The following is a 25,246-nucleotide window of genomic DNA, read 5'->3' on the forward strand; positions in this document are numbered from 1 at the left end:
TCCGCGCGTAGCCCGGTCAAGCGCGCAAAGCCGGAGCAGGCTCACTACAATGCCGGCCCCGCACTTCCCCGCAGTTGCCGCATGAACATCGTTGTCAAAGAAGAACTCAAGGCCTACATCGACCCGCTGACGCCCGACGAGCACGAGGCGCTGGAGCGCAGCCTGCTGGCCGAGGGCTGCCGCGATGCACTGGTGCTGTGGGGCGATGTGCTGGTGGATGGCCACAACCGCTACGGCATCTGCCAGAAGCACGGCCTGCCGTTCCAGACCGTGCAGAACCCGCGCTTCCAGTCGATGCAGGACGTGCACCTGTGGATGATCGAGCAGCACCTGGGCCGGCGCAGCGTGTCGGACTTCCAGCGTGGCGTGCTGGCGCTGCGCAAGCGCGAGATCCTGGCCGCGCGCCAGCGCAGCCAGCGCGATGCCGACGCCGCGGCGGAAGCGCCGGTGGTCACCGACGATGACCAGCCCGCCGCCGGCATCGAACACGGCACCGTGCAGACCGCCGCCGACAGCGACAGCCCGCCGTGGGAAGAGACCTCCACCCCGGTCAGCCGCGCCGAGCTGGCGCGCGAGGCCCGCCTGAGCAACAACCAGGTGGTGATGATCGAGCGCATCCACAAACAGGCCGCCCCGGAAGTGGTGCAGGCGGTCAAGGCCGGCGAGATTTCCATCAGCGCCGCCGCTGCCGTGGCCACCCTGTCCGAGGACGAGCAACGCGCCGCCGCGCAGGCCGGCAAGGCCGAGCTCAAACAGGCGGCCAAGCGCGTGCGCGACGCCAAGCGCAAACCCAGGCCCGACGAGGCCGAAGGCGGCGAAGCCGAACGCCGCGATGTGAAAGCCCTGCAACGCCGCGTGACCGAACTGGAAAACGAAAACGCCGCGCTGCAGGCCAAGGTGACCGCGCTGCAATCACAGCTGGAGCGCCTGCGCGGCTGAATACCAGGCGGTGCATCACCGTAGGAGCGCACCCGGGCGCGACACGGCTTTCCCGGTAACGCCATCGCGCTCAGGCGCGCTCCTACCGAACCGATGACGCGCGCCGTGGACATGCCCTGCTCCGGCGACTGGGTACACTTCGGACATGGAACCCAGTCTCAGCACTCCCCGTCCCGTCGATCCCCGTCGTGCCCAGCTGCAGCGCATGAAGCTGTTGGCGGTGGCCCTGCTGCTGGCCATGTTCGCCGGCTTCGTCGTCAGCCACCTGATGGGCGAACAAGGCGTCTGGGCCTGGGTCTCGGCCTTCTGCGAAGCGGCCACGGTCGGCGCATTGGCCGACTGGTTCGCGGTGGTGGCCTTGTTCCGCCGCCCGATGGGCCTGCCGATCCCGCATACCGCCATCCTGCCGCGCGGCAAGGACCGTCTGGCCGATGGCCTGGCGGTGTTCGTGCGCGACCAGTTCCTCGCCCCGGATGCGTTGATGGACAAACTGCGCGTGTTCGACCCGGCCAGCCGCCTCGGCGAATGGCTGGCCAAACCCGAGCAGGCGCGCATGCTCGCGCAGATGGCGCGCAGCTGGATGCTGCAGGCGCTGGAGCTGCTGGACGAGGCTGCGGTGCGCCGCGCGATCCAGCGCTTCGTGGTCGACCGTCTGCGCAAGTGGAATGCCGCCGCCACCGTCGGCGATATCATGGCCCTGCTCACCACCGATGGCCGGCACCAGAAATTGCTGGACGAGGTGCTGCTGCGCCTGGGCGAGTGGCTGGACCAGGAGCAGGTCAAGACGCGCGCCTCGGCGTTGATCGTGCGCTACGCGCGGCGCGAGTGGCCCAAGCTGGTCGGCACGGTGAACTGGGTCAAGCCGATCGAAGAGATCGGCGACAGCCTGGCCGACCGCATGGCGCGTGCGGCGATCGAGGAGTTGCAGGACATCCTCAAGACGCCCGAGCATCCAATCAGGCTCGACTATGAAGCCTGGCTGCAACGCTACATCGCGCGCCTGCGCGACGAGCCGGCAATGGCCGAGCGCGTGGAAGAACTCAAGCAGCGCGCGATCGAACATCCGGCCCTGCAGGACTACGTGCAAGGGCTGTGGGGCGAGATCCGCGATGCGCTGCGCAACGACCTGGCGCGTGAGGAATCATCGATGGCCGCGCACATGGAGCGTTCCATGCAATCGCTCGGCCAGGCATTGTCGCAGGATCCCTCGCTGCGTGAAGCGCTCAACCAGCACATGTTGCAGGCAGCCGACAAACTCACCACGCGCTTGCGCGCATCGGTGACCGAGCATATTGCGTCGACGGTGAAAAGTTGGGACGAACGTCACCTCGTCGAACAATTGGAATTGGGTGTCGGACGCGATCTGCAATACATTCGGTTCAATGGAACGCTGGTGGGCGGACTGATCGGTCTCGCCCTTCACGCATTATCGATCTGGCTGGCGTTCTGATGCATTGGCAATGACGTTGATCGCCCACCGGAAGCACGTGCAGACACGGGGAAGACCGCACGCATTCTGATGATCGTCAGGCGCCACCACGAAGCCGACCTCACTGTCGGTCAGCACACCGGGCACGCAACAGGCAAGGCAAAGGGACACAAATGCCGAATGGCCGCTGGGATCTGCGCAGGAAATACGGGCGCCGTGCGTCGATCGGGGCCCTGCTGATTCTCGCCGCAGGTTTGATTGCCGCCATTTTCGCCGGCCTGTCGCTGCAGCGACATAACGACCTCGAGCGCGAGCAGCGTTTCAACTACGTCGTGCGCACGCTGACCCGCAATATCAGCGAGCGCATGTATACCTTCGAACACGGGCTGCGCGGCGCGCGCGGCGCGGTGATCGGCGCCGGCAAGGAGATCATCAGTCGCGACCGCTTCACCCTGTACAGCCGCTCGCGCGATTACACGCGCGAGTTTCCCGGCGTGCTCGGCTACGGCTACATCCATCGCGTCGCGCCCGCCGACGAAGAGGCCTTCCTGCAGGCCGCCCGTGCCGACGGCGCACCGGACATCAAGCGCCGGCCGCTGGAGCCCTGGGACGGCGAGCGCTACATCGTGCTGTATTTCGAGCCGGAGTCCTCGGGCAACCGTCCGATCGGCCTGGACATCGCCTCCGAGCCACGTCGCCGCGCCGCTGCACTGCAGGCCGCGCGCAGCGGCCTGCCGATCATGACCTCGCCGATCTCGCTGTCCGGTTATCGCATTCCCAGCGAGAGCGGATTCCTGGTGCTGCTGGCCGTCTATCGCGAAGGCATGCCGCTGCAGACGCCGCAGCAGCGCATGGCCGCCACCAGCGGCTGGGTGTATGCGCCCTTCAGCGTCGAGCAGATGGTGCAAAGCACCCTGGGCGAGCGCGACGACCTGGCACTGGACCTGTCCGACAGGAACGAGCCGACCCACAATTTCTACCGCAGCGGCACGCCGTCCAGCGACAGCGCACGCCGCCCGCCGGTGATCCAGCAGCTGCAGATCTACGGCCGCACCTGGATCATCACCGCCCACCCCACCGCCAGCTTCCTGGCCTCGCTCAACCAGACCTCGCCATGGCTGATGGGCGGCCTGGTGCTGGGCGTGTCGGTGCTGCTTGCGGCATTGCTGGTGCTGTATTTCAGCAATGGACTGCGGCGCGAGGAAGTGCTGCGCAAGCAGATGGAGCTGGCGGCGCTGGTCAGCCATTCCAGCGAAGCCATCGTCGCCGAAACCCCGGACGGAGACATCACCCACTGGAATCCCGCTGCCGAAGCGATGTTCGGCTACAGCGCGGACGAGGCGATCGGCCAGAACCTGACGATGCTGCTGTCGCCGCAGCCGTATGCGATTGCCGACATCGCGCACGCCGACGAACACCAGTCGGTCGATGCCTCCGCGGCGCAAAGCATGCGCCATCGCGACGGGCATCTGGTGCATGTACTGGCCAGCAAGGCCCCGATCATCGAACGTAACGACACCCTGAGCGGGCATTCGCATTTCTTCCGCGACATCTCCGAGCGGGTGCGGTCGCACCAGCGCATCGTCGCGCTCAATGCATCGCTCGAACATCAGGTCGCCGAACGCACCAGCGAACTGATGAAGTTCTCCGCGCTGCATCGGGCGATTCTGGCGCATGCCGGCTTTGCCATCATCGCCACCGACTCCGCTGGCTTTGTCACGCTGTTCAATCGTGCCGCGGAAAAACTGCTGGGCTACAACGCCGACGAGGTGATCGGCCGCCGCAAGGCCGGCCAGTTCATCGAGCCCGAGGAACTGCAGCAGCGCGCGCACATGCTCTCCGAGCAGACCGGCGCGCCGGTGGCGCACACCCTGGAGGCGATCGCCGCGCTGACCAGCCTGGGCCGCAGCGACACCAGCGAATGGACCTACGTCAGCCACGAAGGCCGCCGCCTGCCGGTGCTGCTGACCCTGAGCACGCTGCGCGACGACAACGACCAGGTGATCGGCTACCTGGGCATGGCGGTGGATCTGACCGAGCAGAAACTGCACGAGAAACAACTGCGCCTGGCGATGGACGCGGCCAAGAGCGCCAACCAGTCCAAGTCCGATTTCCTGGCCAACATGAGCCATGAGATCCGCACGCCGATGAACGCGATCCTGGGCATGCTGTACCTGCTGCAGCGCAGCGAACTGCCCGCTGCGGCGCAGGACATGGTGACCAAGATCGATCGCTCCGCGCGTTCGTTGCTGGAAATCATCAACGACATCCTGGACTTCTCCAAGATCGAGGCCGGGCGCATCGACCTGGAACGCGCACCGTTCGACCTCAATCAACTGTTCGACAACATCGCCGACCTGATGCGTTCCTCGCTCAGCACCAAACCGGTGGAAATGATCGTCGAACCGCTACCGCGCGACTGCCGCTGGTTGCTCGGCGATGCGCTGCGCATCAACCAGGTGCTGGTCAACCTGGTCGGCAACGCGATCAAGTTCACCGAGCAGGGCGAAGTGGTGCTGTCGGTACGGCGGTTCCCCAGCGGCGATCCGAACAAGTTCAAGCTGTTGTTCTCGGTGCGCGACACCGGCATCGGCATCTCCAAGGAAAAGCAGAGCCTGATCTTCTCGCCGTTCCTGCAGGCCGACACCTCCACCAGCCGGCGTTACGGTGGCAGCGGCCTGGGCCTGACCATCAGCCGGCGCCTGATCGAATTGATGGGCGGCGAGCTGGAAGTGGAAAGCGTACCCGGCCGCGGCAGCGAGTTCTATTTCGTGATCACGCTGGAAAAAGCGGCCCCGCCGCCCGCCCAGCGCGAGCTGCCCGCGCTGCCGCCCGAAGCGATGCCGCGCGTCTTGATCGCCGACGACCACGATGCCGCGCTCAACAACCTGGTGCGCATCGCCACCGAACTCGGCTGGCGCGTGGATGCGGTCGCCAGCGGACAGGCCGCCTTGCAGGCGATCGAACAGGCCAGCGAGCCCTACGACATCTTCCTGCTTGACTGGCGCATGCCCGATATCGACGGGGTGGCGATCGCGCGGCAGATCCGTGCGCGCGCCGTGCCCGGCCCGCATCCGGTGATCGTCATGGTCACCGCGTACGAGCGCCGCCTGCTTGAGCAGCACCCGGAGCAACAGGATCTGGATGCGGTCATGACCAAGCCGGTCACCAGTGCGGCGCTGCACCGGCTGATGGAGCAACTGGTCGACGCACGCCCCGGCGCGCGGCCGGTGACGCCCACCTTCGTGGCGCGCCGCCTCGAAGGTGCGCATCTGCTGCTGGTGGACGACAGCGAGATCAACTGCGAAGTGGCCCAGCGCATTCTCGAGGGCGAAGGCGCCATGGTCACGGTCGCCCACGATGGCGAGCAGGCCATCAACACGCTCAAGCGCGCCCCGGAGCTGTTCCAGCTGGTGTTGATGGACGTGCAGATGCCGGTGGTCGATGGCTACGAAGCCACGCGGCGGCTGCGGCAGATCCCGGCGCTGGCCAGCCTGCCGGTGATCGCGCTGACCGCCGGCGCCTTTCGCCCGCAACAGGAGAAGGCGCTGGAAGCCGGCATGAACGGTTTCATCGCCAAGCCCTTCAATGTGGAGGAACTGGTCACCGCCATCCGCCATTTCCTGCAGCCCGGCGTGCGGCGCATCCCCTCGCTGCCGCACGAAGCCGACGTCCATGCCGGCCCCGAATGGGAACATGCCGACCCGGAGGTGCTGGATGCAGCACGTGCGCGCAGCCTGTGGCGCGAGCGCGAGCCGTACGAGCGCTATCTGCTCAAACTGCTGCGCGACAACCCCGACCCGGCCGAGACCGCAGCCGAGCATCTGCGCCGCAATGAGTTGCCGGCGATCGGCGCGCTGGCGCACAAGCTGCGTGGCGCAGCCGGGTCGCTGGCCTTGCCGGCCCTGGCCGGTGCCGCCAGCGATCTGGAGACCCGCATCGAGGAAGGCCACGACATCACCTCGGCGCTGATCGCACTCAAGGACACCATGCAGCGCACCACCGCCGCGATCCATGCCTTCCTGCAACACGCCAGCAGCGCCGAGGCGGCAAGTGACGATGCGGTCGCGCTGGACGCGGACAGCGTGCAGATCCTGGAAGCGGCCCTGGGCAGCGACGATGCCGACAGGATCGACCACGCGCTGCTGATCTGCGCGCCACGCCTGCCGCGCACCCTGCAGGAAGGACTGCAGCGTGCGGTGGATGATTTCGACTTCCGTCGCGCCGAGGCCACGTTGCGCGACTGGCAAGCCACTCACCTGCACTGACCGGTCGCCACGCAGGTCGCAAGGAGTCTTCATGGCGCATCGTCCCCTGCTGTGTGTCGACGACGAATCCAGCAACCTGGCCACCCTGCGCCAGTTGCTGCGCGATGATTTCCCGCTGGTGTTCGCCAAGTCCGGCCGCGAAGCGCTAGAGGCGGTGCTTCGCCACACGCCGTCGTTGATCCTGCTGGATGTCGAGCTGCCGGACATGGACGGCTATGCGGTGGCGCGCACGCTCAAGCAGCAACCGGCCAGCGCGGCCATCCCGATCCTGTTCGTGACCTCGCGCAACAGCGAGCACGACGAGCGCACAGGCCTGGAAGCGGGCGCGGCCGACTACGTCAGCAAGCCCTACTCGCCCGCCCTGCTCAAGGTCCGCATCGCCACCCAGTTGAAGCTGGCCGAAAACGCGCGGCTGGCCCAGCAGTACCGCGATGCGATCCATCTGCTCGGCACCGCCGGGCAGGGCCAGGATGCCGACACCGGCGCACATATCTGGCGCATGGCCGCCTATGCGCGGGTGCTGGCCGAAAAGATCGGCTGGCCGGCGCAACGGGCGCAGTTGCTGCAGGATGCCGCGCCCCTGCACGACGCCGGCAAGATTGCGGCACCCGGCGGCCTGCTGCACCCGTCCGATACGCTGGACGAACACGAACGCTCGGTGGTGCGCCAGCATCCGCAGGTCGGCCACGCCCTGCTGCGGCACGGTCGCGGGCCGGTGTTTCAGCTGGCTGCGGAGATCGCGCTGCATCACCACGAATGCTGGGACGGCAGCGGCTATCCCACGGGCCTGGTCGGCGATGCCATTCCCGAATCGGCGCGCATCGTGGCGGTGGCCGATGTGTTCGATGCGCTGTGCGGACGGCGCGCCTACAAGGCGCCATGGACGGTGGACGACGCCATGCGCAAGCTCGACAGCATGGCCGGCAAGCAACTGGAGCCGCGCCTGGTGCAGCATTTTCGCGAGGCATTGCCGCAGATCCTGCAGATCATGGACGCCTGGGACGATCCGGCCGCACAGCGTTGATCCACACAATGCGCGCTGCGGCCGCTCCCGGCATCTCGCACCAACAGGGAGCTGTTCTTCTCCGGTCGGGGAGAAAGACAAGCGCCAATGCATCCCTTCTCCGGCCGGGAGAAAGGTGCCGGTCGGGAGAAGGATGGGTGCCAATGCTTCCCTTCTCCGGTCGGAAGAAAGGGGCCAGTCGGGAGAAAGATGCGCGCCGGTGCTTCCTTCTCCCCCCGGGAGAAGGTGGCGCGTAGCGCCGGATGAGGGGGACGCCCAGCCTGCTGGCGACCGACTCGCCACACCAATCAGCCACCCGCGCCGTCCGGAACAACGCTGACGGCGATCCGGACGCCAGCGCAGCTCCCCCAGCATCCCAAAACAGCCCCGGCGCACCCATCTCCAGACACACGCACTGTTACCCCTGCACGCTTGAACCCCGCTGCGCAGCGGCGGACAATACCCATGTTGCGCCGCACAACACCGTGCGACGCGGGCCGGCCCGATCGCCATCTGCGCGCCACCGCTGCGGCCCCGCAACCGAGAGTCCGATGTCCTCCAGCGTGTCCGAGGCCGGCGTCACGCCGCCGCGTTATCCCGATTACCGCATCATCTCGCTGATCCTGGCCTGCGCCATCTTCATGGAGCAGATGGATGCCACCGTGCTGGCAACCGCGTTGCCGACCCTGGCACGCGATTTCGGCGTTGCCGCGCCGGCAATGAGCATCGCCATGACCAGCTACCTGCTGGCGCTGGCGGTACTGATCCCGGCCAGCGGCGCGATCGCCGACCGCTTCGGCCTGCGCCGCGTGTTCGGCGCGTCGATCTGGGTGTTCGTCGGCGGCTCGATCCTGTGTTCGCTGGCCGACAGCCTGCCCACCATGGTCGCCGCGCGCGTGCTGCAGGGCGCCGGCGGCGCGATGATGGCCCCGCTCGGCCGGCTGATCCTGCTGCGCACTGTCGAACGTCGCCATCTGGTGTCGGCCATGGCCTGGACGCTGGTGCCGGCCTTCATCGGCCCGATGCTCGGCCCGCCGCTGGGCGGATTGTTCGTCTCGTACCTGGATTGGCGCTGGATCTTCTACATCAACGTGCCGATCGGCGTGGCCGGTTTCCTGCTGGTGCGCCGTTTCATTCCGGAAATCCCCACCGAGTCGGCCCCGGCCCGCTTCGATCTGCGCGGTTTCGTGCTGTGCGGCACCGCGTTGGGTTGTCTGTTGTTCGGCCTGGAAATGGTCAGCCAGCAGGACGGCATCGGCACCGCGAGCTGGCTGCTGGCCATCGGCGCCAGCGCAGCGCTGGGGTATCTGTGGCATGCCCGCCACCACCCCGCTCCGCTGCTGGACCTGAGCCTGCTGCGGATCGACTCGTTCCGCCTATCGGTGATCGGCGGTGCGCTGATGCGCATCACCCAGGGCGCGCATCCATTCCTGCTGCCGCTGCTGTTCCAGATCGGCTTCGGCATGAGCGCCGCGCACAGCGGCCGCCTGATCCTGGCCACCGCACTCGGCGCACTGCTGATGCGCAGCATCACCCCGCAGTTGCTGCGCCGCTTCGGCTATCGCAACAGCCTGATCGGCAACGGCGTGCTCGCCAGCCTGGGCTACATGGTGTGTGCGTTGTTCCGGCCCGACTGGCCGCCGGCGCTGATGTTTGGCCTGCTGCTGTGCTGCGGCGCCTTCATGTCGTTCCAGTTCGCCGCCTACAACACCATCGCCTACGAAAATGTGCCCGCATCGCGCATGAGCCGCGCCAGCAGCCTGTACACCACCTTGCAGCAACTGATGCTCTCGGTCGGCGTCTGCGCCGGCGCGATGATCCTCAAGCTGGCGATGCTGGCCGGCGATCACACCCAACCGGCGCAACGCGATTTCTCGCTGGCGTTCTGCGTGGTGAGCCTGATCTCGCTCAGCGCCACCTGGTGGCACCTGCGTTTCGACAAGGACGCCGGGCAGGAAATGAGCGGGCACCGGGCGTCGAGCGGCTGACACCACCACCGCGCAGCCGGCGGACCTGCGCGAGCGTGACCTGGAATCGGCACGCGTCAGCAGCAAAACGCCGGTGGAAAGCCCACCCCGGTCAATTGGAAGGCTGCAGCGACGACAGGATCTGGTCGCGACACACCGCAATGATTTCGTCGGCCAGTGGCGAGGCGTTCGGGCACGCCCGCGACAGCACGATGGCGCCGATGGCATGCGCCATCATGCCCAGGTTGCCGGCGCGCTCGGCCGCAGCCTGCGCAGTGCCGGGCGCAGCCCCGCTGCGGTCGAGCGTTGCCAACAGGTTCTCGACCCCGGCAGCAAACGCATCGCGCACTTCCTCCGGCTGGCGCGCGGCATCGGCACCCAGCGCAGCCATCGTGCAGCCGGTGGCAGGGCTGTCGCGATGTTCGCGCGACAGATACGACATCACGAAATCCGCCTTGTCCACCTGCTCGGTCTGCGCGGCGGTGTTGGCCAGGCCGCAGGCCGCCGATTCGGCCATCAGGTCCGCCTTGGAGCGGAACTGCTTGTAGAAGCCACCGTGGGTGAAACCTGCAGCAGCCATCAGATCGGCGATGCCGATCCCTTCGTAACCGCGCTCGCGAAACAGTACCGAGGCCGTCTCGACGACGTGCGCCCGGTTCGCCTGTGCCTGTGCCTTGGTCACTTTCATCGTTGGGACACTCCGTGGTGATGCGCGCCTGGGAAAGCGAGAGCGTACATTGATGTTGACCGACATCAAAGTGTTGACATCTTAGATTTTGATCGTAATCTTTGCCACTTCCTGCTGTCCGAGCCCCGTCAATGACCCACCCTTCGCTGTTCGAACCCTATGCACTGGGCACGCTGACCCTGGCCAACCGCATCGTGATGGCGCCGCTGACCCGTAACCGTGCGGGCGCCGGCCTGGTGCCGAGCGCACTGGCAGCCACCTATTACGCCCAGCGCGCCTCGGCCGGCCTGCTGATTACCGAGGCCACCCAGGTGTCGCCCCAGGCCCAGGGCTACCAGGACACCCCCGGCCTGTACACGCCCGGGCAGATTGCCGCCTGGCGCGCGGTCACCGACGCCGTGCATGCCAACGGCGGGCGCATCTTCGTGCAGCTATGGCACGTCGGCCGGGTGTCGCATGTCGACCTGCAACCGGGCGGCGCGGCACCGGTTGCGCCGTCGGCGATCCGCGCGGCGACCAAGGTGTTCGTCAACAACGGCTTTGCCGATGTCTCCGAACCACGCGCGCTGGAGCTGCACGAACTGCCGGGCATCGTCGACGACTTCCGCCAGGCCGCGGCCAATGCGATTGCCGCCGGCTTCGACGGCGTCGAAATCCACGGCGCCAATGGCTATCTGCTGGAGCAGTTCATCAAGGACGGCGCCAACCAGCGCACCGATGCCTATGGCGGCTCGATCGAAAACCGCGCGCGCCTGTTGCTGGAGGTGGTCGCCGCAGTGAGCGAGCAGATCGGCGCCGATCGCACCGGCGTGCGCATCTCGCCGGTGTCGCCGGCAAGCGGCATTTCCGGCAGCGATCCGCAGCCGCAATACGACTACATCGCCGAGCAACTCGACGCGCTGGGCATCGTGTACCTGCATGTGGTCGAAGGTGCGACCGGCGGCCCGCGCGATGCGGCCCCGTTCGACTATGCCGCGCTGCGCAGCAAGTTCACCCGCACCTACCTGGCCAACAACGGCTACGACCTGGACCTGGCCAACGCCCAGGTGCGCGCAGGCAACGTCGACCTGGTGGCCTTCGGCCGCCCGTTCATCAGCAACCCCGACCTGGTCCAGCGCCTGCGAACCGGCGCAGCACTGGCGCCGTTGAATCCGGCCACCCTCTACGGCGGTGGCGCCGAAGGCTATATCGACTACCCGTCCCTCGCCGGCTGAGGCTGTCTCGCCTGGCGTCCTTCATCCACTCTCATCAAGGAATCCTGCATGTCCACGCTTCCCGCTGTCCTCATCACCGGCGCCTCCACCGGCATCGGCGCCGTCTACGCCGAGCGCTTCGCGCAACGCGGCCATGACCTGGTACTGGTCGCACGCGACAAGGCCCGCCTGGATGCGCTGGCTGCGCGTCTGCGCGATGCACATGGCGTCAGCGTCGATGTGCTGCAGGCCGACCTGACCCAGGCCGCCGATCTGGCCGCGGTGGAAACCCGCCTGCGCGAGGATGCGAAGATCGGCATCCTGATCAACAACGCCGGCATGGCGCAGTCCGGCGGCATCCTGCAGCAGGACGCTGCGGCGGTCGACCGCCTGATCGCGCTCAATGTCACCGCGTTGACGCGCCTGTCCGCCGCCGTTGCGCCGCGCTTTGCACAGTCCGGCAGCGGCGCGATCGTCAACCTCGGCTCGGTGGTGGGTTTCGCTCCGGAATTCGGCATGAGCGTCTATGGCGCCACCAAGGCCTTCGTGCTGTTCCTGTCGCAGGGGCTGCACCTGGAGCTGGGCGCCAAGGGCGTGTATGTGCAGGCCGTGCTGCCGGCCGGCACGCGCACCGAGATCTGGGGACGCGCCGGTATCGACGTCAACACGCTCAGCGACCTGATGGACGTAGGCGAACTGGTCGACGCCGCGCTGGTTGGCTTCGATCGTCGCGAGCTGGTCACCATTCCGCCGTTGCACGTGGCCGAACGTTGGGACGCACTGGATGGCGCGCGCCAGGGCTTGCTGTCCGACATCCGGCAGGCAAACGCCGCCGAACGTTATCAGTCGGCAGCCTGACCGGCCGAACGACGCTGCTGCCCCGCAGCGCTCGCCACGGTGAGCGCTGCGGACCTGCATGGAGACGGCACGCAGCCGCACGCGTGCACGGGTTCGATGGATTCACATGGGCGCATGTGGCGATCAGGCGGCAGGCATTGCTCTGCCAGCGCAGGGGTGAAAGCAGCCGCGGCCCGCGTCGTACCCGGCCACACATCCCTACAACCACGGCATCGGACTGGAACCAGATGAAAGCACTCACCTTCAAACGCTACGGCAAGGCTCCCGGCATCGGCTTCAGCGAGCTGGCCCGCCCGACGCTGCAGCCCGACGAACTGCTGGTCGAGGTGCATGCCGCGGGCGTGAACCCCATCGACAACATGATTCCCACCGGCATCTTCAAGCCCGTGATGACGTTCGAGCTGCCCGCCACGCTGGGCAGCGACGTGGCCGGCATCGTCATCGAGGTCGGCAGCCGCGTCACCCGCTTCAAGCCGGGCGATGCGATTTTCGCCAGCGTGTTCGATCTTGGCCGCGGCACCATCGCCGAGTATGTCGCGGTACCGGAAAGCGCCGCAACGTTGAAGCCGGCCAACCTGGAGTTCGTGCAGGCGGCATCGCTGCCGATGGTCGCACTCACGTCCTGGCAGGCCCTGAAGGAACGTGCCGGCCTGCAGCCCGGCCAGAAGGTGTTCATTCCCGCCGGTTCCGGCGGCATCGGCACCATCGCGATCCAGTTGGCGAAACAGTTTGGCGCCACTGTCGGCACCACCACCAGCACCGGCAATGTCGCGCTGGTGAACAGCCTTGGCGCAGACGAGGTGGTCGACTACAGGCAACAGGACTTCGAGACCGTGCTGCGCGGCTACGACATCGCGCTGGGCACGATGCGGGGCGATACGATCGAAAAATCGCTCGCCATCCTCAAGCCCGGCGGCAGGATCGTGTCGCTGGTGGGGCCGCTGGACGCGGCCTTTGCCCGCGCACGCCGGTTGAATGTCGTGCTGCAATTCGTCTTTGCCATGATGAGCCGCAAAATCATCCGCCTGGCGAACAAGCACAACGTCGCCTACGGCTTCCTGTTCGTGCGTCCCGATGGCGCGCAACTGGCGAAGATCGGCGAACTGCTCGAAGCCGAACGCATCCGCCCGGTCATCGACAAGGTCTTTGGGTTCGACCAGGCAAAGCAAGCGCTGGAATATCTGGCCCAGGGCCGCGCCAAGGGCAAGGTGGTCGTCAAGATCAGATAAGGCAGTGAACTGGTCACGGCAATCGGTGCAGACCCACGCATGCGAAAGGTCGCCCAGACGGCGAATGCCATTGAGTCACTGATGACCACACTATCGCGGTATTCGTGCGCAGGTCGCCATTGATGAGCGCCACCTGCGCTGTATCACTCAATCGCTAAACCTTGAGCGCAATTCGGTCCAGCGCATCCGGGTCTCCCGCCAACAACGCTGCTCGCAGCCAGGATGCAGGAAGTCCGACGCCGTTCGATGACCGACGTTCGCACTGCACCTTACGATGCAGCTGCAAGACGTTCCTGCAACGCATGCAGCGAATCTTTTCCCGACGCAGCCAGCGCACGCGACGCGTAGAGCAGGCGATCGGTGAGCTCGTCACCCAGGCCAGGTTGACCCGCCTCGCGGGCCGCCTCACCGGCGTGCAGCATCTCCAACACGCCCTGCAGCCCGAGCAAGCAGTGATCGATATGCGCGCATTTGAGAGCCAGGCCAAATTGCATCGGCAGATCGGACCAATGCAGGCCGTTGGTGGCTTCCGCACCACGTGACTCGGACAGGCGACGGAAGAACACGTCCTCACGCGCATCACCATGATCGGCCACGGTATGGGCGGTCGGCTGCGAGGCGGTTGCAGTAGTGGCCGAGTGGGCAGGATTGGTACGCGGCATGAGGATCTCCTTGGATAGTGGAGAGCACCGCCATCGTTGACCGGCGCTCGTGCGCCTTGGATTTCGGGCTTCCACACCCGTCTGCAGGATCTACTGCAGCTAAGCGATACTCATCGGACTATTCGAGAGTGTCAAGAAGCCTGGGATTGTTCACCTACTCGCGTGCGTTGTCTGACATGCCTCTGGAATGCAGACATGCTCACAGAAAGGCAGCGCGCGTGTCGTAGCTGACCGGATGTGGACCACGCGATTGGCCGACACCCGGACGACGCATCGGGCTCGCGATCGTACGGAGCAATTCCGCACGTAAACAAGGCGACCCTTGGGCCGCCTTGTGCATGGGCAGACAACTCCATAACTGCGTCAGCTCAGCCTAGGTGATGACGAAGCACCTGCTCCGCCATCACCTCGCTGCACACTATTACATCCCGTGCGCCGCCAACTGGCCCAACCGCTGCACCGCCACCGACACGGTCGGGTAGTCCAGCGTCTTCTGCTCGGCCACATCAGCCAGCATCGCCAGGGTGAAGCGCAGGCTGGAATCGTCGCGCGCCAGCCAGTTGGCCACCTTGTCCTCGGCACTGCTGCCGGGCATGGTCAGCACCTGCGCCACCAGTGCACGCTGATGCGCGGCCAGTTCATCGCGCAGCACACCACGTGCCACTGCATGCCAGCGGCCGTTGACCTCCAGCGCGTCGATCTGCTCGAACAACCACGGCAGGCGCAGCGCTTCGCCCAGGCGGAAATGCACCTTGGACACGTCCACCGGCTTGAGCTTGCGGGTGCGCGCGGTTTCGATGATGTCGAAGGCCGGTTCCAGGTAACGCAACTCGCACAGCTGTTGCGCCAGTTGCGGCGGCAGGCCCTTGTCCTGCCATTCCTGCACGCTGGCTTCGTACTGCGGGCGCTGCGCATCCGACAGCACGCCGGAAGCGATCCGGATGTCATTGAACGGGCCGTGGTAACGCTCCACCGCCGCGGTGATGCCCGGCATCTGGCCCGGACGCAGCAGCAGCCAACGCACGAACGAGCGTTGCAGGCGCCAGATCACTTCCAGTGCATCGATCTGCACCGACTCGGGCACCTTGCCGTCCAGCGCGTCGATCTGCGTCCACAGCGCGCGTGCATCCAGCGTCTCGCGGCTGATGGTATAGGCCTTGGCGACCTCGGCGATGCTGCGGCCGGTGTCTTCCTGCATGCGCATCAGGAAGGTGGCGCCCATGCGGTTGATGGTGGTGTTGGTCACCGCGGTGGCGATGATCTCGCGCTTGAGGCGGTGACGCTCCATCGCATCGGCGTACTTCTTCTGCAGCGGCTGCGGGAAGTAGCGCTGCAGTTCCTTGGACAGATACGGGTCTTCGGGGATATCCGATTCCAGCAGCTGCTGGAACGCCACCAGCTTGGAATACGACAACAGCACCGACAGCTCCGGGCGCGAGAGGCCCTGCCCGCGCGCCTTGCGTGCGGACAGTTCGGCATCGGAGGGCAGGAACTCGATCTGGCGATCGAGCAGGCCCTGCAGTTCCAGCGTGCGGATGAAGTGCTGCTTGGAGCCCAGGCGCTTGACGCTCATCCGCTCCATCAGGCTGATCGCCTGGTTCTGGCGGTAGTTGTCCCACAAGACCAGGTCGGCCACTTCGTCGGTCATCGACGCGAGCAATGTGTTGCGCGCGTCGTAGGTGAGCTTCTTGGCCTGCACCATGTCGTTGAGCAGGATCTTGATGTTCACCTCGTGGTCGGAGGTGTCCACGCCGGCCGAGTTGTCGATGAAGTCGGTATTGAGCAGCACCCCGGCCTGCGCGGCCTCGATGCGACCGAGCTGGGTCAGGCCGAGGTTACCGCCCTCGCCCACCACCTTGCAGCGCAATTCGCCGCCATTGACGCGCAGGCCGTTGTTGGCGCGGTCGCCCACATCGGCGTGCGACTCGCTGGACGCCTTGACGTAGGTGCCGATGCCGCCATTCCAGAACAGGTCCACCGGCGCCTTGAGGATGGCGTTCATCAGCTCGTTGGGCGAGAGCTGCTTGACGCTGGATTCCAAGCCCAGCACCTCGCGTACCGGCGCGCTGATGTCGATGGATTTGAGCGTGCGCGGATAGATGCCGCCACCGGCGCTGATCAGCTTGGCCTCGTAGTCGGCCCAGCTGGAACGCGGCAGCTTGAACAGGCGCTCGCGCTCGGCGAACGAAGCGGCGGCATCCGGATTGGGGTCCAGGAAGATATGCCGGTGATCGAACGCGGCCAGCAGCCGGATATGCCTTGAGAGCAGCATGCCGTTGCCGAACACGTCGCCGGACATGTCGCCGATGCCGACCACGCTGAAATCCTGGCTCTGGCAATCGCGCCCCATCGCGCGGAAGTGGCGCTTGACCGACTCCCACGCACCACGCGCGGTGATGCCCATGCCCTTGTGGTCGTAACCGACCGACCCGCCGGAAGCGAATGCATCGCCCAGCCAGAAGCCGTGGTCCAGCGCCAGCCCGTTGGCGATGTCGGAGAACGTGGCGGTGCCCTTGTCGGCCGCGACCACCAGGTACGGGTCGTCCAGGTCATGGCGTACCACCTGCGGCGGCGGCACGATCTTGCCGCCGACGATGTTGTCGGTGATGTCGAGCAGGCTCTGGATGAACAGCTTGTAGCAGGCGATGCCTTCGGCCTGGATCGCATCACGGTCGCCGCCCACCGGCGAGCGCTTGACGTAGAAACCGCCCTTGGCGCCGACTGGCACGATGACGGTGTTCTTGACCATCTGCGCCTTGACCAGGCCCAGCACCTCGGTGCGGAAATCCTCGCGCCGGTCCGACCAGCGCAGGCCGCCACGCGCCACCGCGCCAAAGCGCAGGTGCACGCCTTCCACCCGTGGGCTGTAGACGAAGATCTCGCGGTACGGACGCGGCTTGGGCAGGTCCGGCACGATCGAAGAATCCAGCTTGAAGCTGATGCAGTGCCCGTGCTTGCCGCTCTTGTCGGTCTGGTAGTAGTTGGTGCGCAGCGTCGCGTCGATCACGCCGATGAAGCTGCGCAGGATGCGGTCCTCGTCCAGGCTGGAAACGCGGTCCATCAGCTTCAGCAGCGTGGCGCGCGCAGCCTCCTGCTGCGCATCGCGGTCGCTGCCGCGCGCCTGCAGCACCGGCTCCAGCGCCTTGAGTGTGGCCTCGTCGCCACCGGCCAATACCGACAGTTCCTCGCGCAGGCGTTCCTGCCCGGCAACGATCTGCGCCTTGGTCTCGCTGCCGGTGGCCGGATCGAAGCGCGCCTCGAACAGTTCCACCAGCAGGCGCGCCAGCAGCGGATAGCGGGTGAACGTCGCCTCGACGTAGGCCTGCGAGAACGGCACCGCGGTCTGCAGCAGATACTTGCAATAGCCGCGCAGCAGCGCGACCTGGCGCCAGTGCAGGCCGGCCGCCAGGATCAGGCGGTTGAAGCCGTCGTTCTCGGCATCGCCGCTCCAGATCCGCTCGAAGGCTTCGCCGAAACCGGCGTCGGCGTTGGCCGCATTGATCCTGCCGGAGGTCGATTCGACCTCGAAATCCTGGATGTAGACCGGCGTCTCGCCGACCTGCAGCCGGTACGGCCGCTCGGAGATCACACGCAGGCCCAGGTTCTCCATCATCGGCATCGCATCGGACAACGGGATGTCGTCGAGCTGGCGATACAGCTTCAGGCGCAGGCCTTCGCCGGCGTCCAGCCGCACGCCGTCGTCGCGACGGATCTCCTGCAGGCTCAGATGCAGGTCATCCGGGCCTTCCAGTGCCGCCAGATGCTCGACGTCGGACACCGCCGATTCGATCGACGAGTCTTCGATATAGCCGGCCGGCAACGCACGCCCGAAGTTGGCCGCCATGCGCAGGCCATTGACCTCGCCATGCCGCGCCACCAGCGCCTCGCGCAGGGCATCGCGCCAGTTGCGCAGCAGATGCGCCAGCCGCGATTCGAGCTCGGTGGTGTTGAATTCCAGCGCCTCGCCACTCTTGGGCCGCACGATCAGGTGCAACTGCGCCAACGGCGATTCGCCCAGCACCACGCTGGAATCGATGTATTCGCCGTGCAGCGCCTCCTTGAGCAAGGCTTCGATGCGCAGCCGCACATCGGTGTTGAAGCGCTCGCGCGGGATGTACACCAGCGCGGAGATGAAACGGCTGTACTTGTCACGGCGCAGGAACATGCGGCTGCGCACACGCTCCTGCAGGCCGAGGATGCCGATCGCGGTGCGGTACAGCTCTTCCTCGTTGGACTGGAACAGCTCCTCGCGCGGCAATGTCTCCAGAATGTGCCGCAGTGCCTTGCCGCTGTGGCTGCTCGGGGTCAGCCCGGACTTGCTCATCACATATTCGTGGCGCTGCCGCACCAGTGGAATTTCCCACGGGCGGCGGTTGTAGGCGCTGGAGGTGAACAGGCCCAGGAAGCGCTGCTCGCCGACGATGCGGCCCTTGGCATCGAATTCCAGGATGCCGATGTAATCCATGTAGCCGACCCGATGCACGCGCGAGCGCGCATTGGTCTTGGTCAGGATCAGCGCGTCCTTGAGCTTGGCCGAGGTGTTCAGGCCATGCGCCGCCAGCGTGGTCACCGGGCGCGCCGGCGAGGTGTCGCGGCCGCGCATCAGGCCCAGGCCGGTTTCTTCCACCGGCGCCAGCACGTCCTGGCCGTCCTGCTTCTCCACGCGGTACTCGCGGTAGCCGAAGAAGGTGAAGTGGTCGGCGGCCGCCCAGCGCAGGAATTCCTGCGCCTCGTGGCGGCTGATGTCGTCCATCGGCAGGCGGCGGGTGGCCAGGTCATCGGCCAGCATCACCATCTTTTCGCGCATCGACGCCCAGTCGTGCACGATCGCGCGCACTTCGGCCAGCACCTTGCGCACGGCCGCTTCCACCTTGGGCATGTCGTCGGCAGGCTGGCGGTCGATCTCCAGCACCATCAGCGATTCGCTCTTGCCCTCGCCCACCGCGGTCAGCTTGCCGGCCTTGTCGCGCGCGATGCGCAGCACCGGGTGGCCGAGCACGTGCACGCCGATGCCCAGGTCCGACAGCGTCATGCTCACCGAGTCCACCAGGAACGGCATGTCGTCGTTGACGATCTGCAGCAGCGTGTGCGGCGACTCGTAGCCGTGGCTCTTCAGGGTCGGGTTGAACACCCGCACATTGACCGTGCCGGCCTTGCGCGTGCGCGCAAATTCCAGCATGTCGGCCGCCAGGGCCGCCCACTGCTCGGGTGGGTGGTTGGGGAACTCGTCCTCTTCCATGCGCCGGTAGAAGTCGGCTGCAAACAGCTGCACCTCGGACTGGCGGGCAGCCGGGTAGCGCTTGCGCAACGCGGCAAAGACCGGCTCCAGGGTGACCGCCTGCGGCGCGGTGGCAAGCACGGGGACGGCATGTTCGGCGACCGGTGTGACCGACGTCGTGGACGATTTCGAAGCAGCTTTCTTGGCTGTCATGAGAGCGCTGGGATGCTCGGTGGAAAACCTGAATTGTACCGGCGCCGGATGAAGGCGCCTTGCTGCATAGCGCAAATTCCCGGGGCCGGCACCGGCCCCGGACGCGGCATCCAAGCGCTACCCGACTGTAATTCCTCGGGCGGCGGCCGATTGGCGGCCGCGCATCGGCCTGCCGGACCGCCACAACCGGCAAAGTTGGGCCCGACGCTTGGCGCACAAGGCGCTGTACAGACAGAATTGCGACCGTCAAGCCTGTTTAAAAACTAAACTGGACGGTATAGTCTACCGCCATGACCCCCCGTTCCCACCCTGCTTCCCGGCGCTCGGATTGCGATCGCCGCATCCATGCGGCTGTGCATACGCTGCTTGCCGAGCGTGGCATGCGGCTGAGCATGGATGCCGTGGCCGAGCGTGCCGGTTGTTCCAAGCAGACGCTCTATAGTTACTACGGTTGTAAAGAAAACCTGCTGCGCGATGTCCTTCAGGACCACGTACATCTGGCCACGGTGCCGCTGGGCACCGCCTCCGGCGAGTTGCGCGAGGATCTGCTGGCCTTTGCGCTGGCCCATCTTGACCGCCTGAACCGGCCCGATGTGCTACAGACCTGCCGATTGGTGGAGGCCGAATCGCACCGGTTTCCCGACCAGTCGCAGCAGATCTTCCAGGACGGGGTCGTCGGCATGCAGCAGCGCCTGGCGCAGCGCTTCGAACAGGCAATGCAGGCCGGCCAGCTGCGCCATGACGATCCGCACTGTATGGCCGAACTGCTGTTGAGCATGATCGTCGGTCTGGATTTCGACCGGCAACGCTTTCAGGTACCCCACCGCGCCGGCCTCCCCGCCAGGCAGCAGTGGGCGCAGTTCGCTGTCGACACGTTCCTGCGCGCCTTTGCCGCGGTCGCTGCCACGCCTTCGCTGTCCCCGCTTTCCTTTCTCACTTCAAGACCCTAACGGAGTTCCTCCTGATGATCGCCCCGCTCCGCACATTCGGCCTGGCCTGTGCCATCACCCTGGCGCTGGCTGCCTGCAGCAAGCCCGAACAACAGCAGGCGCCGCCGCCGCCGGAAGTGTCGGTGCTGGAAATGAAGCCGCAGACGCTGCCGCTGGAACGCGACCTGGTCGGCCGCCTGTCGGCATTCCGCTCGGCCGACGTGCGCGCACGCGTGGACGGCGTGGTGCTCAAGCGCCTGTACACCGAGGGCACCGACGTCAAGGAAGGCCAGCCGCTGTTCGAGATCGACCCGGCACCGCTGAAGGCCACGCTGCTGCAGGCACAGGGCCAGCTGGCCGCCGCCGAGGCGACCTACGCCAATGCCCAGGTCGCCGCCAAGCGCGCGCGCAGCCTGGCCCCGCAGCAGTACGTGTCGCGGGCCGACATCGACAACGCCGAAGCCACCGAGCGCTCCTCCCGCGCCAACGTGCAGCAGGCACGCGGCCAGGTCGAGTCCGCCCGCATCCAGCTCGGCTTTGCCAGCGTCACCTCGCCGATCACCGGCCGCGCCGGCATCCAGCGCGTGACCGAAGGTGCGCTGGTCGGCTCGGGTGAGGCCACCCTGCTGACCACGGTCGACCAGATCGACCCGCTGTATGTGAACTTTGCGATGAGCAGCGAAGAGCTCGCCGCCCTGCGCCAGGCCCAGAGCAGCGGCAACGTGCAGCTCAGCGGCGATGGCAAGTCCACCATCAACGTGGAACTGGGCAACGGCACGCAGTACCCGCACCCGGGTACGCTGGACGTGTCGGCGGTGACGGTGGACCCGAGCACCGGTGCGGTGTCGCTGCGCGCGACCCTGCCCAACCCGGAACAGGCACTGCTGCCGGGCGCGTTCGTGACCTTCAAGGCCAGCCTGGGCCAGCGCAACAACGCCTACCTGATGCCGCAGCAGGCCGTGCAGCGCGATGCCACCGGCGCCTACGCGCTGGTGCTGGGCAAGGATGGCAAGGTGGTGCGCAAGAATCTCACCGTCGATGGCCAGCAGAAAGGTCAGTGGATCGTCACCGGTGGCGTGACCCCGGGCGATCAGGTGATCGTCGATGGCGTGCAGAAGGCCAAGGAAGGCCAGCCCGCCAAGGGCGTGCCGTGGGATCCAAACAAGCCGGCGCAGGGCGGCCAGCCGGGTGCACCGGGCGCGGCTCCCGCCGCCGCCCAGGGTGGCGACGCACAGGCCGCACCGGCAGCCGACAAGGCCGACGCGGCGGCACCGGCCGCGCAGGAACAGTCCAAGCCAGACGCTGCGGCGCAGCCGGCCGACTCCCAGTCCAAGCAGCAGTAACGGAACCCGGACATGCCTAAGTTTTTTATCGAACACCCTGTCTTTGCCTGGGTGGTGGCGATCCTGATCTCGCTTGCGGGCGTGATCTCGATCTTGAATCTGGGTATCGAGTCGTACCCCACGATCGCCCCGCCGCAGGTCACCGTCACCGCCAACTTCCCCGGCGCCAGCGCCGACACCGCCGAAAAAGCGGTGACCCAGGTCATCGAGCAGCAGCTCACCGGTATCGATCACCTGCTGTACTTCAACTCGTCCTCGGCCGCCAACGGCCGCGTGACCATCACGCTGACCTTCGAAACCGGCACCGACGCGGATATCGCCCAGGTGCAGGTGCAGAACAAGGTGTCGCTGGCCACGCCGCGTCTGCCTTCGGAAGTCACCCAGCAGGGTGTGGTGGTGGCCAAGGCCAACGCCGGCTTCCTGATGGTGGCCGCATTGCGCTCGGACAACCCGTCGATCAACCGCGACGCGCTCAACGACATCGTCGGCTCGCGCGTGCTCGAGCAGATCTCGCGCGTGCCCGGCGTGGGCAGCACCAACCAGTTCGGCGCCGAGTACGCGATGAACATCTGGCTGAACCCGGAGAAGCTGCAGGGCTACAACCTGTCGGCAACCCAGGTGCTGACCGCGGTGCGTAACCAGAACGTGCAGTTCGCTGCCGGTTCGGTGGGCGCCGACCCGACTCCGGAAGGCATCAGCTTCACCGCCACCGTGTCGGCCGAGGGCCGCTTCAGCTCGCCGGAACAGTTCGAGAACATCATCCTGCGCACCGACAACAACGGTGCCACGGTGCGCTTGAAGGATGTCGCGCGGGTCACCGTGGGGCCGAGCAACTACGGCTTCGACACCCAGTACAACGGCAAGCCCACCGGTGCCTTCGGTATCCAGCTGCTGCCGGGCGCCAACGCCCTGAACGTGTCCGAAGCGGTCGGTGCCAAGCTCGACGAGCTGCAGCCGACCTTCCCGCAGGGCGTGACCTGGTTTGCGCCGTACGAATCGACCACCTTCGTGCGCATCTCCATCGAGGAAGTGATCCACACGCTGGTGGAAGCCATCGTGCTGGTGTTCCTGGTGATGCTGCTGTTCCTGCAGAACTTCCGCGCCACCGTGATTCCCACGCTGGTGATTCCGGTCGCGCTGCTGGGCACGTTCTTCGGCATGTACATGATCGGCTTCACCATCAACCAGCTGACGCTGTTTGCGATGGTGCTGGCGATCGGCATCGTGGTCGACGACGCGATCGTGGTGATCGAGAACGTCGAACGCATCATGAGCGAGGAGCACCTGGAGCCGAAGGCGGCCACGCAGAAGGCGATGACCCAGATCACCGGCGCGGTGGTGGCCATCACCGTGGTGCTGGCGGCGGTGTTCATCCCCTCCTCGCTGCAACCCGGCGCCTCGGGCGCGATCTACAAGCAGTTCGCGCTGACCATCGCCATGTCGATGGGGTTCTCCGCGTTCCTGGCGTTGAGCTTCACCCCGGCGCTGTGCGGCGCGTTCCTCAAGTCCACCCACTCGACCAAGAAGAACTGGATCTACCGCACCTTCGACAAGTACTACGACAAGCTGGCGCATCGCTATGTCGGCGTGGTCGGCCACACCCTCAAGCGCTCGCCGCCGTGGATGATCGTGTTCGTGGTGCTGGTGGTGCTGTGCGGCTTCCTGTTCACCCGCATGCCGGGCAGCTTCCTGCCGGAAGAAGACCAGGGCTTTGCGGTGGCCATCGTGCAGCTGCCGCCGGGCGCGACCAAGATCCGCACCAACGAGGCGTTCGCGCAGATGCGTGCGGTGCTGGAGAAGCAGCCGGCCGTGGAAGGCATGCTGCAGATCGCCGGCTTCAGCTTCCTGGGCTCGGGCGAAAACGTCGGCATGGGCTTCATCCGGCTCAAGCCGTGGGAAGAGCGCGACGTCACCGCCGAACAGTTGATCCAGCAGCTCAACGGTGCCTTCTACGGCATCAAGGGCGCGCAGATCTTCGTGGTCAACCTGCCCACCGTGCAGGGCCTTGGCCAGTTCGGCGGCTTCGACATGTGGCTGCAGGACCGCTCCGGCGCCGGCCAGCAAGCCCTGACCCAGGCGCGCAACATCGTGCTGGGCAAGGCGGCGGAAAGGCAGGACACCATGGTGGGCGTGCGCCCGAATGGCCTGGAAGACGCACCACAGCTGCAGCTGTCCGTGGACCGTGTGCAGGCGCAGTCGATGGGCCTGGACGTCAGCGATATCTACAGCTCGATCCAGCTGATGCTGGCGCCTGTGTACATCAACGACTACTTCTCCGAAGGCCGCATCAAGCGCGTCAACATCCGTGCCGACGACCAGTTCCGCACCGGCCCCGAGTCGCTGCGCAGCTTCTTCAGCCCCAGTGCGACAGCAGTCGGTGCCGATGGGCAGCCGGGAATGATTCCGCTGAGCAATGTGGTCAAGGCCGATTGGACCTTCGCCTCGCCGGCGTTGAACCGCTACAACGGCTATTCGGCGGTGAACATCGTCGGCAATCCGGCGCCGGGTGGCAGCTCCGGCCAGGCGATGACCGCGATGGAAGAGATCGTCAACAACGATCTGCCGCCGGGCTTCGGCTTCGACTGGAGCGGCATGTCGTACCAGGAAATCATCGCCGGTAATGCGGCCACGCTGTTGCTGGCGTTGTCGGTGGTGGTGGTGTTCCTGTGCCTGGCCGCCCTCTACGAGAGCTGGTCGATTCCGGTGGCGGTGCTGATGGTGGTGCCGATCGGTGTGCTGGGTGCGATCACCTTCTCGATGCTGCGTGGGCTGCCGAACGATCTGTACTTCAAGATCGGCATGATCACGGTGATCGGCCTGGCGGCGAAGAACGCGATCCTGATCGTGGAGTTCGCGGTGGAACAGCGTGCGGCAGGCAAGACGCTGCGCGAGGCGACGCTGGAAGCGGCACACCTGCGCTTCCGCCCGATCCTGATGACCTCGTTCGCCTTCATCCTGGGCGTGCTGCCGCTAGCCATCTCCACCGGTGCCGGCGCCAACTCGCGTCACTCCATCGGTACCGGCGTGATCGGCGGCATGGTGTTCGCCACCGTGCTCGGCGTGATCTTCATCCCGCTGTTCTTCGTGGTGGTGCGCCGCATGCTGGGCGACAAGCTGGACGAACAGTCCAAGGACTACCTCGCGGCACAGGGCGACGCCGGAAGCCATCGTCCGGATCGTTGATCTGGGACATGGCGTAGAACGAAAAGCCCCGGCACTGCCGGGGCTTTTTTTTGGGTTGCGCAACCGTGATAGCTCGTAGGAGCGCACCCGGGCGCGACGTGCATGACCGGTAACGCCCGTCGCG

14 protein-coding genes are annotated in these 25,246 nt (G+C 66.2%); 11 read left to right on the forward strand and 3 right to left on the reverse strand.

All coding sequences use genetic code 11. The features are described from left to right. The first annotated feature begins 81 nt into the window (after window positions 1–81). From EO174_RS15285 to EO174_RS15305, 5 genes are all read left to right on the forward strand, one after another. Window positions 82–939 carry a plasmid replication/partition related protein gene (locus EO174_RS15285; RefSeq protein WP_126945544.1) on the forward strand — a complete coding sequence of 286 codons (858 nt, stop codon included), beginning with the start codon at window positions 82–84 and terminating at the stop codon, window positions 937–939. A gap of 145 nt (window positions 940–1,084) precedes the next feature. Next, a complete protein-coding gene (locus tag EO174_RS15290; protein ID WP_104647914.1) occupies window positions 1,085–2,389 on the forward strand; it encodes a DUF445 family protein in 1,305 nt (434 codons plus the stop codon). Window positions 2,390–2,541: 152 nt separating this feature from the next. Next, complete coding sequence (locus tag EO174_RS15295) at window positions 2,542–6,636, forward strand: CHASE domain-containing protein (RefSeq protein ID WP_126945547.1); 4,095 nt, start codon at window positions 2,542–2,544, stop codon at window positions 6,634–6,636. Between the two features lie 31 nt (window positions 6,637–6,667). Beyond that, a complete protein-coding gene (locus EO174_RS15300; protein ID WP_126945550.1) occupies window positions 6,668–7,660 on the forward strand; it encodes an HD domain-containing phosphohydrolase in 993 nt (330 codons plus the stop codon). A gap of 530 nt (window positions 7,661–8,190) precedes the next feature. Then, window positions 8,191–9,627 (forward strand): DHA2 family efflux MFS transporter permease subunit, encoded by a 1,437-nt coding sequence (locus EO174_RS15305; protein WP_119131397.1) that lies wholly within the window; start codon window positions 8,191–8,193, stop codon window positions 9,625–9,627. 91 nt (window positions 9,628–9,718) lie between these two features. On the opposite strand, the gene EO174_RS15310 is transcribed toward EO174_RS15305, so the two are convergent. Next, the gene (locus EO174_RS15310; protein ID WP_126945553.1) at window positions 9,719–10,294 is read right to left on the reverse strand and encodes a TetR family transcriptional regulator; all 576 of its coding nucleotides are present in this window, start codon (window positions 10,292–10,294) and stop codon (window positions 9,719–9,721) included. Between the two features lie 131 nt (window positions 10,295–10,425). On the opposite strand from EO174_RS15310, the gene EO174_RS15315 reads away from it, so the two are divergent. Genes EO174_RS15315 through EO174_RS15325 form a run of 3 tightly spaced genes read left to right on the forward strand, consistent with a single transcriptional unit; the run spans window position 10,426 to window position 13,574 of the window. Continuing rightward, window positions 10,426–11,508, forward strand: coding sequence for an alkene reductase (locus EO174_RS15315; RefSeq protein WP_126945556.1), 1,083 nt, complete (start codon window positions 10,426–10,428; stop codon window positions 11,506–11,508). Window positions 11,509–11,556: 48 nt separating this feature from the next. Then, a complete protein-coding gene (locus tag EO174_RS15320; protein ID WP_126945559.1) occupies window positions 11,557–12,345 on the forward strand; it encodes an SDR family oxidoreductase in 789 nt (262 codons plus the stop codon). After that, window positions 12,258–13,574, forward strand: a complete 1,317-nt coding sequence (locus EO174_RS15325; RefSeq protein WP_241240017.1) for an NADP-dependent oxidoreductase — start codon at window positions 12,258–12,260, stop codon at window positions 13,572–13,574. Before EO174_RS15320 ends, EO174_RS15325 begins: the two co-directional genes overlap by 88 nt. 269 nt (window positions 13,575–13,843) lie before the next feature. On the opposite strand, the gene EO174_RS15330 is transcribed toward EO174_RS15325, so the two are convergent. Then, window positions 13,844–14,140, reverse strand: a complete 297-nt coding sequence (locus EO174_RS15330; RefSeq protein WP_126945763.1) for a hypothetical protein — start codon at window positions 14,138–14,140, stop codon at window positions 13,844–13,846. A 517-nt stretch (window positions 14,141–14,657) separates the two neighbouring features. Beyond that, window positions 14,658–19,667, reverse strand: coding sequence for an NAD-glutamate dehydrogenase domain-containing protein (locus tag EO174_RS15335; protein WP_126945565.1), 5,010 nt, complete (start codon window positions 19,665–19,667; stop codon window positions 14,658–14,660). Between the two features lie 290 nt (window positions 19,668–19,957). Between EO174_RS15335 and EO174_RS15340 the strand changes: the two genes are divergently transcribed. The 3 genes from EO174_RS15340 to EO174_RS15350 are packed head-to-tail and all read left to right on the forward strand — an operon-like array spanning window position 19,958 to window position 25,122. Continuing rightward, window positions 19,958–20,617, forward strand: coding sequence for a TetR/AcrR family transcriptional regulator (locus tag EO174_RS15340; protein ID WP_126945568.1), 660 nt, complete (start codon window positions 19,958–19,960; stop codon window positions 20,615–20,617). Between the two features lie 14 nt (window positions 20,618–20,631). Continuing rightward, entirely contained in the window at window positions 20,632–21,939 is a 1,308-nt protein-coding gene (locus EO174_RS15345; RefSeq protein ID WP_104582123.1) for an efflux RND transporter periplasmic adaptor subunit, read from the forward strand. A 12-nt stretch (window positions 21,940–21,951) separates the two neighbouring features. Further along, window positions 21,952–25,122, forward strand: a complete 3,171-nt coding sequence (locus EO174_RS15350) for a multidrug efflux RND transporter permease subunit (RefSeq protein ID WP_104582122.1) — start codon at window positions 21,952–21,954, stop codon at window positions 25,120–25,122. Window positions 25,123–25,246: the final 124 nt, after the last annotated feature.

It is taken from the genome of Xanthomonas sp. BRIP62418, assembly GCF_003993495.1.
GTDB lineage: Bacteria > Pseudomonadota > Gammaproteobacteria > Xanthomonadales > Xanthomonadaceae > Xanthomonas > Xanthomonas euroxanthea.

Excerpts from the sequence above, each read along its gene's own strand:
- EO174_RS15285 (WP_126945544.1), top strand. The coding sequence starts at position 82 with ATGAACATCGTTGTCAAAGAAGAACTCAAGGCCTACATCGACCCGCTG.
- EO174_RS15290 (WP_104647914.1), top strand. The coding sequence starts at position 1,085 with ATGGAACCCAGTCTCAGCACTCCCCGTCCCGTCGATCCCCGTCGTGCC.
- EO174_RS15295 (WP_126945547.1), top strand. The coding sequence starts at position 2,542 with ATGCCGAATGGCCGCTGGGATCTGCGCAGGAAATACGGGCGCCGTGCG.
- EO174_RS15300 (WP_126945550.1), top strand. The coding sequence starts at position 6,668 with ATGGCGCATCGTCCCCTGCTGTGTGTCGACGACGAATCCAGCAACCTG.
- EO174_RS15305 (WP_119131397.1), top strand. The coding sequence starts at position 8,191 with ATGTCCTCCAGCGTGTCCGAGGCCGGCGTCACGCCGCCGCGTTATCCC.
- EO174_RS15310 (WP_126945553.1), bottom strand. The coding sequence starts at position 10,294 with ATGAAAGTGACCAAGGCACAGGCACAGGCGAACCGGGCGCACGTCGTC.
- EO174_RS15315 (WP_126945556.1), top strand. The coding sequence starts at position 10,426 with ATGACCCACCCTTCGCTGTTCGAACCCTATGCACTGGGCACGCTGACC.
- EO174_RS15320 (WP_126945559.1), top strand. The coding sequence starts at position 11,557 with ATGTCCACGCTTCCCGCTGTCCTCATCACCGGCGCCTCCACCGGCATC.
- EO174_RS15335 (WP_126945565.1), bottom strand. The coding sequence starts at position 19,667 with ATGACAGCCAAGAAAGCTGCTTCGAAATCGTCCACGACGTCGGTCACA.
- EO174_RS15340 (WP_126945568.1), top strand. The coding sequence starts at position 19,958 with ATGACCCCCCGTTCCCACCCTGCTTCCCGGCGCTCGGATTGCGATCGC.
- EO174_RS15345 (WP_104582123.1), top strand. The coding sequence starts at position 20,632 with ATGATCGCCCCGCTCCGCACATTCGGCCTGGCCTGTGCCATCACCCTG.
- EO174_RS15350 (WP_104582122.1), top strand. The coding sequence starts at position 21,952 with ATGCCTAAGTTTTTTATCGAACACCCTGTCTTTGCCTGGGTGGTGGCG.